This is a genomic window from Pseudomonas sp. GW704-F2 (assembly GCF_059423025.1).
In genome coordinates, this window is sequence record NZ_JBWKXO010000010.1 from 75194 (window position 1) to 88579 (window position 13386).

The following is a 13386-nucleotide window of genomic DNA, read 5'->3' on the forward strand; positions in this document are numbered from 1 at the left end:
TTTATGTAGGAGCGAGCTTGCTCGCGAAAAACTTGAGAGCGCCGCTTCAATCCAGATTGTCCGCGTTATCGTTGACGTTTTTCGCGAGCAAGCTCGCTCCTACAGCCGATTGGCCCAGCGTAGTCGCAGCCATTCCAGGTCCTCGGGCCGGGTCACCTTGATATTGTCCGAGCGTCCTTCGATCAGGCGCGGCGCCTGGCCTGACCATTCCATGGCCGAGGCTTCGTCGGTGATCACCGCATCGGCCACCAGGCTGTCGGCCAATGCGCGATGCAACGCGCCCAAGCGGAACATCTGCGGTGTGTAGGCTTGCCAGATCAGGCTGCGGTCAACGGTCTCGATGACGCGACCATGCTTGTCTACACGCTTGAGGGTATCGCGGGCCGGCACAGCCAGCAGGCCACCCACCGGATCGTCCGCGAGTTCGGCGAGCAGTTTGTCGAGATCGTCACGACTCAGGTTAGGCCGCGCCGCATCATGCACCAAGACCCAATCATCATCGCTGGCGCCCAGGGCATTGAGCTGCAGCAACGCATTGAGTACCGAGCCCGAACGCTCCGAGCCACCGTCCGCCCGCTGGATACGCGGGTCAGTGGCACACGCGAGGTGAGGCCAGTAAGGGTCATCAACAGCAAGACTGACCACCAGGCCCTTGAGCGAGGGGTGGTCGAGAAAACAGCCAAGGCTGTGTTCGAGAATAGTGCGCCCGCCCAGTTGCAAGTACTGCTTGGGACGGTCCGCAGCCATACGGGCACCGATGCCCGCGGCAGGAATCACGGCCCAGAAGGCCGGCAAACGGTGATTCATTGGGCCAACTGGTAGAGGGTTTCGCCCTCCTTGACCATGCCCAATTCATGGCGAGCCCGCTCTTCGACGGTCTCCATGCCCTTTTTCAACTCAAGCACCTCGGCATCGAGAACGCGATTGCGCTCCAGCAGGCGTTCGTTTTCGGCGTGCTGGTCGGCAATTTGCTGGGTCAGGTCTTTTACCTGCGCAAAGCTGCCATTACCCACCCATAGGCGGTACTGCAGGCCAGCCAGCAACAAGAGCAAGACGAGGAACAACCAATTGGGACTGCGCATCGAATATCGGGTATCCAGTGAAAAAAGACCGCCATACAAAACTTTTGCAGCAACGGATAGCACGAAGCCTGGAAGACCCAGGCTTGTGCTTGATCGTCATCAGATTAGCGTCGAATTTCACACTCTCGTGATTTTTCCGACACAATCTGCCGACTTTTTACCATTTACTGATCAGCCGCGAAACTCGCTGCGACCGTTGTACTTGGCTTTACCCGCCAGTTGCTCTTCGATACGCAGCAATTGGTTGTACTTGGACACGCGATCGGAACGGCACAGCGAGCCGGTCTTGATCTGGCCCGCCGACGTGCCCACGGCCAGGTCGGCAATGGTCGAGTCTTCGGTTTCGCCGGAGCGGTGCGAGATCACGGCGGTGTAGCCCGCAGCCTTGGCCATCTGGATGGCTTCCAGGGTTTCGGTCAGGGTGCCGATCTGGTTGAACTTGATCAGGATCGAGTTGGCGATCTTCTTGTCGATGCCTTCTTTCAGGATCTTGGTGTTGGTCACGAACAGGTCGTCGCCCACCAGCTGGATTTTTTCGCCGATCTTGTCGGTGAGGATTTTCCAGCCGTCCCAGTCGGACTCGTCCAGGCCGTCTTCGATCGAGATGATCGGGTAGCGCTGGGTCAGGCCCTTGAGGTACTCGGCAAACCCTTCGGAGTTGAACACCTGGCCTTCGCCGGACAGGTTGTACTTACCGTCTTCGTAGAATTCGCTGGCGGCGCAGTCCAGGGCCAGGGTCACGTCGGTGCCCAGGGTGTAACCGGCGTTGGCCACGGCTTCGGAGATGACTTTCAATGCATCTTCGTTGGACGCCAGATTCGGCGCGAAACCACCTTCGTCACCCACGGCGGTGCTCAGGCCACGGGCCTTCAGCACAGCCTTGAGGTGATGGAAAATCTCGGTGCCCATGCGCAGGCCTTCGGAGAAGGTCTTGGCGCCAACCGGCTGCACCATGAATTCCTGGATGTCGACGTTGTTATCGGCGTGCTCGCCGCCGTTGATGATGTTCATCATCGGCACCGGCATCGAGTACACACCCGGTGTGCCGTTGAGGTTGGCGATGTGGGCGTACAGCGGCAGGTCCTGGTCCTGCGCGGCGGCCTTGGCGGCGGCCAGGGACACGGCGAGGATGGCGTTGGCCCCCAGGCTGCCTTTGTTTTCAGTGCCGTCGAGCTTGATCATCGCGTGGTCCAGGGCTTTCTGGTCCAGCGGGTCTTTGCCCAGCAACAGGTCACGAATCGGACCGTTGATGTTGGCTACCGCCTTGAGGACACCCTTGCCCAGGTAACGGCTCTTGTCGCCATCACGCAGTTCCAGCGCTTCGCGGGAACCTGTGGAAGCACCGGACGGCGCGCAAGCGCTGCCGATGATGCCGTTATCGAGAAGCACGTCGGCTTCGACGGTGGGGTTGCCACGGGAGTCGAGAACTTCACGACCTTTGATGTCGACGATTTTTGCCATTGTTGTAAACACTCCAAAGTTGACGAAAACGCTCTATACCGCTCGATTTAACTTGTCGCGCACATTGCAATATTTGGAACAAACTTGCCAGTAATAGTGCCCTCTCGGGCCTCATCGCGAGCAAGCTCGGCTCCTACACGGAGAAATGGCGCTTACGCGGTCTCTACCGTCGGAAAACTCTTGACCAGCTCGTCCAACTGCTTGAGCTGGGCCAGGAATGGCTCCAGTTTGTCCAGGCGCAGGGCGCAAGGACCATCGCATTTGGCGTTGTCCGGGTCCGGGTGGGCTTCCAGGAACAGGCCGGCCAGGGACTGGCTGATGCCGGCCTTGGCCAGGTCCAATACCTGGGCACGACGCCCGTCAGCGGAATCGGCGCGGCCACCCGGCATTTGCAGGGCGTGGGTCACGTCGAAGAACACCGGGTATTCAAACTGTTTCATGATGCCGAAACCGAGCATGTCCACCACGAGGTTGTTGTAGCCGAAGCTCGAACCGCGCTCGCAGAGGATCAACTGGTCGTTACCCGCTTCCACGCACTTGTTCAGGATGTGCTTCATTTCCTGGGGCGCGAGGAACTGGGCTTTCTTGATATTGATCACCGCACCGGTCTTGGCCATGGCGACCACGAGGTCGGTCTGGCGCGACAGGAAGGCCGGCAACTGGATGATGTCGCACACCTCGGCGACCACGGCAGCCTGTTCAGGCTCGTGGACGTCGGTGATGATCGGCACGCCGAAGGCTTGCTTGATGTCCTGGAAGATCCGCATGCCTTCTTCAAGGCCCGGGCCGCGATAGGAGGTCACGGACGAACGGTTGGCCTTGTCGAAGCTGGCCTTGAACACATAAGGGATACCCAGTTTCTGGGTAACCTTGACGTACTCTTCACAGACCTGCATCGCCATGTCGCGGCTTTCCAGCACGTTCATGCCGCCGAACAGCACCATGGGCTTGTCGTTGGCAATCTCGATGTCGCCTACGCGAATGATCTTCTGGGCCATCAGCTTCACGCCTTCTTCTGATGTTGCGTCAGTGCTGCTTTAACGAAACCGCTGAACAACGGGTGACCGTCGCGCGGCGTCGAGGTGAACTCAGGGTGGAACTGGCAGGCCACGAACCATGGATGATCCGGCGCCTCGACCACTTCGACCAACTTGCCGTCACCGGAGCGACCGGAGACTTTCAGGCCGGCTGCCTTGATCTGCGGCAGCAGGTTGTTGTTCACTTCGTAGCGGTGACGGTGACGCTCGACGATCACGTCCTTGCCGTAGCAGTCGTGGACCAGCGAACCCGGCTCCAGCAGGCAGTCTTGCGCGCCGAGGCGCATGGTGCCGCCCAGGTCGGACGATTCGGTACGGGTTTCAACGGCGCCGGTGGCGTCTTCCCACTCGGTGATCAGGCCCACGACCGGGTGGCCGCTGGAATGATCGAACTCGGTGGAGTTGGCGTCTTTCCAACCCAGCACGTTACGAGCGAACTCGATAACGGCCACTTGCATACCCAGGCAGATCCCCAGGTACGGCACCTTGTGCTCACGAGCGTACTGCACGGCGGTGATCTTGCCTTCCACGCCACGCAGGCCGAAACCGCCTGGAACGAGGATCGCGTCGACGCCTTCGAGCAGCGCGGTGCCTTGGTTCTCGATGTCTTCGGAATCGATATAGCGCAGGTTGACCTTGGTACGGTTGCTGATGCCGGCGTGGCTCATCGCTTCGATCAGCGACTTGTACGCGTCCAAAAGCTCCATGTACTTGCCGACCATGGCGATGGTGACTTCATGCTCAGGGTTGAGCTTGGCATCGACCACGGCTTCCCACTCGGACAGATCCGCGCCGCCGCATTGCAGGCCGAAACGCTCGACCACAAAATCGTCCAGGCCCTGGGAATGCAGGATGCCCGGGATCTTGTAGATGGTGTCGGCGTCTTCCAGGGCAATCACCGCACGCTCTTCAACGTTGGTGAACTGCGCGATCTTGCGACGCGAGGAAATATCGATCGGGTGATCGGAACGGCACACCAGCACGTCCGGCTGCAGGCCGATGGAACGCAGTTCCTTGACCGAGTGCTGGGTTGGCTTGGTTTTGGTTTCGCCGGCGGTGGCGATGTAGGGCACCAGTGTCAGGTGCATCAGCATCGCGCGCTTGGCGCCGACTTCGAAACGCAACTGGCGGATGGCTTCGAGGAACGGTTGGGATTCGATGTCACCCACGGTGCCACCGATCTCGACCATCGCCACGTCGGCATCGCCCGCGCCCTTGATGATGCGGCGCTTGATTTCGTCGGTGATGTGCGGGATCACCTGGATGGTTGCACCCAGGTAGTCACCACGACGCTCCTTGCGCAGCACGTGTTCGTAGACACGGCCGGTGGTGAAGTTGTTGTTCTGGGTCATGGTCGTGCGGATGAACCGCTCGTAGTGGCCCAGGTCCAGGTCGGTCTCGGCGCCGTCGTGGGTGACGAACACTTCACCGTGCTGGAACGGGCTCATGGTGCCCGGGTCAACGTTGATGTACGGGTCCAGCTTGAGCATGGTGACCTTAAGTCCCCGCGCCTCCAGGATGGCCGCCAATGAAGCGGAGGCAATGCCTTTCCCCAATGAAGAAACAACACCGCCCGTGACGAATATGTAGCGCGTCATGAAAAACCCTAGAAGTCTGCGTTAAAGCGGTCCGAGCCGCCGGGGAAAGCGAAGGAAGGCCGAAGCCCCCGATCACCTGCATTAATCACAGTGCACCTTTCAAAAAAACCGCCGCGTGGTGACAGACCAGCAATGAAACACCGGTACGTTGATCGCTACACATTTTTTGGAATCGCCCAGCAAAGACTGCTTGGTAATCGGCAACTGCTGCGATTCAGGCGAATCCACAGAAGTTGTATCAAGAAGGGAGCGTAGTCTACCGGAAAGGCGCTATCAGCTCAAACCTTGATCGCAGGTCTGTGGCATCCAATGTAATTGCCAGCCGTCATTCGACGTCTTCCAAAGCCCTGCAAGGCTGGGCACAGCCAGCAATTGCTCGCCCCGATACAGCAGCGGCAATCTGCCACGGACAAAACCCGGCAGCCCACTTTCGTTGAGCAGACGCTTCAAATCGCGCCGACCGCGCCCCGGAATGTCGATGATTTCGCCGCCCTGGCGATAGCGAACCTGCAACACGCCCTCGGGAACCCGGCCGATCAACCGGAGTTGGCCATTACCCGGTAACTCTAGCGGGTTTTGCGGCTGTGCCCAGCTCACCGATGCGTCGGAAAACTCCGACCAACCGGAGGGCAGCCACCAGATGCGCTCGCCGCAACGGTGCAGATCGCCGTTGGCCAAGCGCCACAGGGGTTGTGCATCGAGCTTGGCGTCGCGCAGGGAATGCCAGCCGGCCCAGTGGTCGCTGTCGGGTAAACGCGTCAGCGGGCTCAGCCAATGGCGCAGGGCGTTGCGTTGGCGCGCGTCGGAAAGCTCACACAACGGCGCCAGGGCCAAGGACGGCAAGGGCAGCCACGGAAAAGGCGAAGGCTGCTCGGCGGCTTGCAGGTCGATGTGCGCCAACTCGTCCAACAGGCCTTGGGCTTCGCTCAAATGTTCAGCGGCACGGGCCAGGTTGGCCACGGCCTGGGGCCAGCGCTCGGTCAGCCGCGGGAATACACGATGGCGCAGGTAATTGCGCGAAAAGCGGGGATCGGCGTTGGAAGGGTCTTCGATCCACGTCAACTGGTGCTCCTCGGCGTAGGCCTGCAGCTGCGCGCGTGAACTGCGCAGCAACGGCCGCAGCAGATGACCGCCCGCCAGCGCACGCTGCATCGGCATGGCCGCCAACCCTTGCACCCCCGCGCCGCGCAACAGACGAAACAGCAAGGTTTCGGCCTGATCGTCGCGATGCTGGCCGATGAGCAACACTTCCCCTGCCCCGACCACCTCACTGAATGCCTGATAGCGCGCATCACGGGCCGCGCGCTCCAGGCTTGCGCCAGCCCGCACCTGCACGCGCATCACCTTCAAGGGTACGCCAAGGGCGTCACAGACCGACTGACAATGAGCGGGCCAGGCATCGGCTGCAGCTTGCAGGCCATGGTGGACATGAACAGCGCCGAGCGTAGGAAGCTTCTCAGTTTTGGCGAGATTTGCCAGGAGGTGCAGCAGGACGGTGGAATCAAGCCCGCCGGAAAAAGCGATATGCCAGGCCGGAGCGTTGCGCCAGGGGGCCAGGGTTTGCAGGAGTTTGGCGGAAAGTAATGGTTTCATCAGATGTTACCGCCGCAAACCTGGAATACGTTGGCCAAGCATACACAAAGCAAATGTGGGAGGGGGCTTGCTCCCGATTGCGGCAGGTCAGTCACCAGATGCATTGACTGACACTCGGCAATCGGGAGCAAGCCCCCTCCCACATTTTTTACGGCTGCGGTTTAGAGACCGTAGCTCATCAGGCGCTCGTAACGCCGGGCCAACAGTGCTTCGGTATCCAGCTTCTTGAGCATCGCCAGTTGCGAACCCAGTTCGGCACGGATGGTCGCGGCAGCGGCGGCCGGGTCGCGGTGGGCGCCGCCCAATGGTTCGGCGATGACTTTATCCACGATCCCCAGGCCCTTGAGACGATCGGCGGTGATGCCCATCGCTTCGGCAGCGTCCGGCGCTTTCTCGGCGGTTTTCCACAGGATCGAGGCGCAACCTTCTGGCGAGATCACCGCGTAGGTCGAATATTGCAGCATGTTCAATTGGTCGCAGACACCAATGGCCAACGCACCGCCGGAACCACCTTCACCAATCACGGTGGCAATGATCGGGGTTTTCAGGCGGGACATGACGCGCAGGTTCCAGGCGATAGCTTCGCTCTGGTTGCGTTCTTCGGCGTCGATACCCGGGTACGCGCCCGGGGTGTCGATGAACGTCAGGATCGGCATCTTGAAGCGCTCGGCCATTTCCATCAGGCGGCAAGCCTTGCGGTAGCCTTCCGGACGCGGCATGCCGAAGTTACGGCGGACTTTCTCGCGCACTTCACGGCCTTTCTGGTGACCGATCACCATCACCGGTTGGTCGTCCAGGCGAGCGATACCGCCCACGATGGCCGCGTCGTCGGAGAAGTGGCGGTCGCCGTGCAGCTCGTCGAACTCGGTGAAGATGTGCTGAATGTAGTCCAGGGTGTACGGACGGCGCGGATGGCGGGCCAGGCGCGCGATCTGCCAACTGGTCAACTTGCCGAAGATGTCTTCGGTGAGCGAGCTGCTCTTGTCTTGCAGGCGAGCGATTTCATCGCCGATATTCAGCGAGTTGTCATTGCCGACCAGGCGCAGTTCTTCGATCTTGGCTTGCAGGTCAGCGATCGGCTGTTCGAAATCAAGAAAATTCGGGTTCATAAGCGTCCGTCTTGGGTCGACGGCCATGGAGTGCCTGGCCAGCCGGTTGTCTATTCGCGCCCTACCTTAAGGGAGAGGCGCGTCTAGGTCGAGATTAAATGTTTGGTCGAGATCAGGCTATTTGCCATCACCTGATCGTCAACGGTATTGGAGGAAGACGTTGTCACGACCGAACTGGTCACGCAATGCTTGAATCAAGCCATCAGCGGGATCAATTCGCCAGGTCTCGCCGAACTGCAGCATGGCCTTGGCGTCGTTACCGGTGTATTCCATGGTCACCGGGCATGCGCCACGGTGGCGTTTGAGCAAGTCCCCCAACCAGCGCAGCTGATCGCCCTTGAGCGCCTCGGTCTTGACCTTCAAGCGCAGGCTTTCGGCCAGGTTGGTGCGCGCGTCTTCCATGCTCATCACGCGCTTGATCCGCAGGCGCAGGCCGCCGGAGAAGTCGTCGTTGCTGACCTCCCCTTCCACCACCACCATGGCGTCGGTCTGCAACAGCGACTGCGCCGAATGGAACGCATCGGCAAACAGCGACGCCTCGATCCGGCCGGAGCGGTCGTCGAGGGTGATAAAGCCCATCTTGTCGCCCTTTTTGTTTTTCATCACCCGCAGGGCGATGATCATGCCGGCGACGGTCTGGGTGTCGCGCGCCGGTTTCAGGTCGATGATGCGCTGACGGGCGAAACGACGGATTTCCCCTTCGTATTCGTCAATCGGGTGACCGGTCAGGTACAGGCCCAGGGTGTCTTTCTCACCTTTGAGGCGTTCCTTGAGGGTCAGTTCCTTGGCCTTGCGATGGTTGGCGTAGACATCCGCGTCTTCTTCGACGAACAACCCGCCAAACAGGTCGGCGTGACCGCTGTCGTGGGTGCGGGCGGTCTGTTCGGCGGCCTTGATCGCTTCTTCCATGGCGGTCAGCAGCACCGCGCGATTGCGGTCGATATTCGCCTGGTAGGCCTTCGGCTCATCATGGAAATACGGGCCGAGACGGTCGAGGGCGCCGCTGCGGATCAAGCCATCGAGGGTGCGTTTGTTGATGCGCTTGAGGTCGACCCGCGCGCAGAAATCGAACAGATCCTTGAACGGGCCGTTTTGGCGCGCCTCGGTGATCGCTTCCACCGGGCCCTCGCCCACCCCCTTGATCGCCCCCAGGCCATAGATGATGCGGCCTTCGTCGTTCACGGTGAACTTGAACTCCGAGGCGTTCACGTCCGGCGCGTCGAGGCGCAGCTTCATGGTTCGCACTTCCTCGATCAAGGTCACGACCTTGTCGGTGTTGTGCATATCCGCCGAGAGTACCGCGGCCATGAACGGCGCCGGGTAGTGGGCCTTCAGCCAGGCGGTCTGGTACGACACCAGGCCGTAGGCAGCGGAGTGGGATTTGTTGAAGCCATAACCGGCGAATTTTTCCACCAGGTCGAAAATGTTACCGGCAAGGTCGGCGTCGATATTGTTGGTGGCGCAACCCTCGATGAAACCGCCGCGCTGCTTGGCCATTTCCTCGGGCTTTTTCTTACCCATGGCGCGACGCAGCATGTCCGCACCACCGAGGGTGTAACCGGCCATGACCTGGGCGATCTGCATCACCTGTTCCTGGTACAGGATGATGCCGTAGGTCGGTGCCAGTACCGGCTTGAGGCCTTCGTATTGGTAGTCCGAGTGCGGGTAGGCCAGTTCGGCGCGACCGTGCTTACGGTTGATGAAGTCATCCACCATGCCCGATTGCAGCGGGCCCGGACGGAACAGGGCGACCAGTGCGATCAAGTCTTCCAGGCAGTCGGGCTTGAGCTTTTTGATCAGCTCTTTCATGCCGCGGGATTCCAGCTGGAACACCGCCGTGGTTTCGGCTTTTTGCAGCAGGCTGTAGGTCGGCTTGTCATCCAGCGGGATAAACGCGATGTCCAGCGGTGCTTCGCCGACCTTGGCACGGTCGCGGTTGATCGTCTTGAGCGCCCAGTCGATGATCGTCAGAGTCCGCAGGCCGAGGAAGTCGAACTTCACCAGGCCGGCCGCCTCCACGTCGTCCTTGTCGAATTGGGTCACCAGGCCATCGCCTTCTTCGTCGCAATAGATCGGCGAAAAGTCGGTGAGCTTGGTCGGCGCGATCACCACGCCACCGGCGTGTTTACCGACGTTACGTACCACGCCTTCGAGCTTGCGCGCCATCTCCCAGATTTCGGCGGCTTCTTCGTCGACCTTGATGAAGTCGCGCAGGATTTCTTCCTGCTCGTAGGCCTTTTCCAGGGTCATGCCGACTTCGAACGGGATCATCTTCGACAGGCGATCCGCCAGCCCGTAGGACTTGCCCTGCACCCGGGCCACGTCGCGGATTACCGCCTTGGCCGCCATGGAACCGAACGTGATGATCTGGCTCACGGCGTTGCGGCCATACTTATCGGCCACGTATTCGATCACGCGGTCGCGACCGTCCATGCAGAAGTCGACGTCGAAGTCGGGCATGGAGACCCGTTCCGGGTTAAGGAAGCGTTCGAACAGCAGGTCATATTCCAGCGGGTCGAGGTCGGTGATCTTCTGCACATAGGCAACCAGCGAGCCGGCACCCGAGCCCCGGCCTGGACCGACCGGCACGCCGTTACTCTTGGCCCACTGGATAAAGTCCATCACGATCAGGAAGTAACCGGGGAACCCCATCTGGATGATGATATCCAGCTCGAAATTCAGCCGGTCGACGTAGACCTGGCGCTTGGCTTCGTAATCTTCGGTGGTGTCCTTGGGCAGCAGGACCGAGAGGCGTTCCTCCAGGCCATCGAACGACACCTTGCGGAAATACTCATCGATGGTCATGCCTTCGGGAATCGGGAAGTTGGGCAGGAAGTGCTTGCCCAGCTTCACTTCGATATTGCAGCGCTTGGCGATCTCGACGGAGTTTTCCAGGGCCTCGGGCAGGTCGCTGAACAGCTCGGCCATTTCCTCGGCGCTTTTGAGGTATTGCTCTTCGCTGTAGTTTTTCGAGCGGCGCGGGTCATCCAGGGCCCGGCCTTCGCCGATGCACACGCGGGTTTCGTGGGCTTCGAAATCTTCCTTCTTGATGAAGCGCACATCGTTGGTCGCCACCAGCGGCGCGCCCAGCTTGTCGGCCAGGGCCACGGCGGCGTGCAGATGTTCTTCATCGTTGGGGCGGTTGGTGCGCTGGACTTCCAGGTAGAAGCGGTCAGGGAACACGGCCATCCACTCGCGGGCCAGTACTTCGGCTTCCTGCGGGTTGCCGCCCAGCAGCGCGACCCCGATTTCGCCCTCTTTGGCCGCCGAGAGCATGATCACGCCCTCGCTGGCCTCGGCCACCCACTCACGCTCGATGATCACCGCGCCGTTGCGCTGGCCGTCGATGAAGCCACGGGAAATCAGTTCGGTGAGGTTGCGATAACCGACGCCGTTCATCGCCAACAGGCTGATGCGGCTCAGAGGGTTATCCGGGTCTTTGTTCGACAGCCACAGGTCGGCGCCGCAGATCGGCTTGATGCCGGCGCCCATGGCGTTCTTGTAGAACTTGACCAGGGAACACATGTTGTTCTGATCGGTGACCGCGACGGCAGGCATGTTCATGCCCACCAGGGTTTTGACCAGCGGTTTGATCCGTACCAGGCCGTCGACCAGGGAGTATTCAGTGTGCAGGCGTAGGTGAACGAATGAAGCCGGCATAGTGATCCTGTCTTAAACGTAGAAACAACAAGGCCCGGGATTGTACCGGGCCTGGGCAAAAACATCAGCCTCGCGACTAAACCTCGCTGAGGCTCTCGCGCTGTTCGTAAGCCAGGCGCACCGGGGCGAACGAGCGGCGGTGGATCGGCGTCGGGCCGAGACGGGCCAGTGCTTCCAGATGAACGGGCGTCGGGTAGCCTTTATGGCCCGCGATGCCGTAGCCGGGGTAGATCAATTCGAACGCAGCCATTTCACGGTCACGGCTGACCTTAGCCAGAATCGAGGCGGCCGCGATGGCAGGCACCTTGCTATCACCCTTGACCACCGCTTCAGCCGGCATCGCCAGTTTCGGGCAGCGATTGCCATCGATCATTGCCAGTTTCGGGGTGATATGCAGACCCTCGACGGCGCGCTGCATGGCAAGCATGGTGGCGTGGAGGATATTCAACTCGTCGATCTCTTCGACTTCGGCCCGGGCAATATGCCAGCTCAGGGCTTTTTCACAGATCTCGTCGAAGAGTTTTTCCCGACGCGCTTCGGTGAGTTTCTTCGAGTCGTTGAGGCCGAGGATTGGCCGGTTCGGGTCAAGAATCACCGCCGCCGTCACCACGGCACCACAGAGCGGGCCGCGCCCGACTTCATCCACGCCGGCCACCAGTTCGTGGGCTTGCGCGACCAGGCTGAAATCCAGCCCCATTTGCGTCGTCATAGGGCTTCCTGTTTATGGCCGATCAAGGTCAACACGGCATCCGCCGCCTGGTTTGACGCATCGCGCCGCAGGGTGCGGTGGATCTCGTCAAAGCCGCGGGTCTGCTCTTCGCCGCCGTCGATCAAGGGGAGTAGCGTCTGCGCCAGGGCTGCGGGCGTTGCATCGTCCTGCAACAATTCCGGCACCAACAGGCGCTGGGCCAGCAGATTGGGCAAGGAGATGTAGGGGCTTTTAACCATGCGCTTGAGAATCCAGAAGGTCAGCGGCGCCAGGCGGTAAGCCACGACCATCGGACGCTTGTACAGCAACGCCTCCAGGGTCGCGGTACCCGAGGCGATCAGCACCGCGTCGCACGCCGCCAGGGCCAGGTGCGACTGACCATCGAGCAGGGTCAACGGCAGGTTGCGCCCTTGCAGCAAGGTTTCGATCTGTGCGCGACGTTGCGGGCTCGCACACGGCAGCACAAAGCGCACGCCAGGCTTCATGATCAGCAGGCGCTCGGCGGCATCAAAAAACAGCGCGCCCAGGCGGCCCACTTCGCCACCCCGACTGCCCGGCATCAGCGCGACCAGCGGGCCGTCGGGCAAGCCCAGTTCGGCACGCGCCGCAGCACGATCGGCGTGCAGCGGGATGGTGTCGGCCAACGTGTGCCCGACAAACCGCACCGGCACGCCCTTCTCTTCGTAGAAACGGGCTTCGAACGGCAGCAAGGTCAGCATCAAATCACAGCCTTCGCGGATCTTCAGCACGCGCTTCTGCCGCCACGCCCACACGGACGGGCTGACGTAATGCACGGTCTTGATCCCGGCCTGACGCAACTTGAGTTCGATATTGAGGGTGAAATCCGGCGCGTCGATTCCGATGAACACGTCAGGTTTTTCTTGGATCAGGGTCTGAATCAGCAGCTTGCGCCGTGCCAGCAGCTCACGCAGACGGCCCAGCACTTCCACCAACCCCATGACCGACAAGCGCTCCATGGGGAAGTAGGAGGTGAGGCCCTCGGCCTGCATCAACGGGCCGCCCACGCCAATGAACTCGACCGCCGGATGCTGGGCCTTGAGCGCCCGCATCAGCCCCGCGCCCAGGATATCGCCGGAAGCTTCCCCGGCGACCAATGCGATACGCAGATTGGCCATG

The 13386-nt window shown here is 60.9% G+C and carries 10 protein-coding genes; all 10 read right to left on the reverse strand.

Annotated elements, in window-relative coordinates:
- Positions 1-99: 99 nt before the first annotated feature.
- The gene (gene ispD, locus AC07W0_RS11120) at positions 100-807 is read right to left on the reverse strand and encodes a 2-C-methyl-D-erythritol 4-phosphate cytidylyltransferase (RefSeq protein ID WP_102617377.1); all 708 of its coding nucleotides are present in this window, start codon (positions 805-807) and stop codon (positions 100-102) included.
- Entirely contained in the window at positions 804-1082 is a 279-nt protein-coding gene (gene ftsB, locus AC07W0_RS11125) for a cell division protein FtsB (RefSeq protein WP_017844758.1), read from the reverse strand. The genes ispD and ftsB overlap by 4 nt, the downstream gene beginning before the upstream one ends.
- A 171-nt stretch (positions 1083-1253) precedes the next feature.
- A complete protein-coding gene (gene eno / locus AC07W0_RS11130) occupies positions 1254-2543 on the reverse strand; it encodes a phosphopyruvate hydratase (protein ID WP_017844757.1) in 1290 nt (429 codons plus the stop codon).
- Between the two features lie 152 nt (positions 2544-2695).
- The gene (gene kdsA / locus AC07W0_RS11135; RefSeq protein WP_102617376.1) at positions 2696-3541 is read right to left on the reverse strand and encodes a 3-deoxy-8-phosphooctulonate synthase; all 846 of its coding nucleotides are present in this window, start codon (positions 3539-3541) and stop codon (positions 2696-2698) included.
- Positions 3542-3546: 5 nt separating this feature from the next.
- Positions 3547-5178 carry a CTP synthase gene (gene pyrG / locus AC07W0_RS11140; protein WP_026139768.1) on the reverse strand — a complete coding sequence of 544 codons (1632 nt, stop codon included), beginning with the start codon at positions 5176-5178 and terminating at the stop codon, positions 3547-3549.
- A 273-nt stretch (positions 5179-5451) separates the two neighbouring features.
- Complete coding sequence (tilS, locus tag AC07W0_RS11145; protein ID WP_102617375.1) at positions 5452-6771, reverse strand: tRNA lysidine(34) synthetase TilS; 1320 nt, start codon at positions 6769-6771, stop codon at positions 5452-5454.
- Positions 6772-6932: 161 nt separating this feature from the next.
- Positions 6933-7880 (reverse strand): acetyl-CoA carboxylase carboxyltransferase subunit alpha, encoded by a 948-nt coding sequence (locus AC07W0_RS11150; protein WP_017844753.1) that lies wholly within the window; start codon positions 7878-7880, stop codon positions 6933-6935.
- A gap of 138 nt (positions 7881-8018) precedes the next feature.
- Positions 8019-11540, reverse strand: coding sequence for a DNA polymerase III subunit alpha (gene dnaE, locus AC07W0_RS11155; protein ID WP_017844752.1), 3522 nt, complete (start codon positions 11538-11540; stop codon positions 8019-8021).
- 76 nt (positions 11541-11616) lie between these two features.
- Complete coding sequence (gene rnhB / locus AC07W0_RS11160) at positions 11617-12249, reverse strand: ribonuclease HII (RefSeq protein ID WP_017844751.1); 633 nt, start codon at positions 12247-12249, stop codon at positions 11617-11619.
- On the reverse strand, positions 12246-13385 hold the full coding sequence (lpxB, locus tag AC07W0_RS11165; RefSeq protein ID WP_017844750.1) for a lipid-A-disaccharide synthase: 1140 nt from the start codon (positions 13383-13385) through the stop codon (positions 12246-12248). The genes rnhB and lpxB overlap by 4 nt, the downstream gene beginning before the upstream one ends.
- Position 13386: the final 1 nt, after the last annotated feature.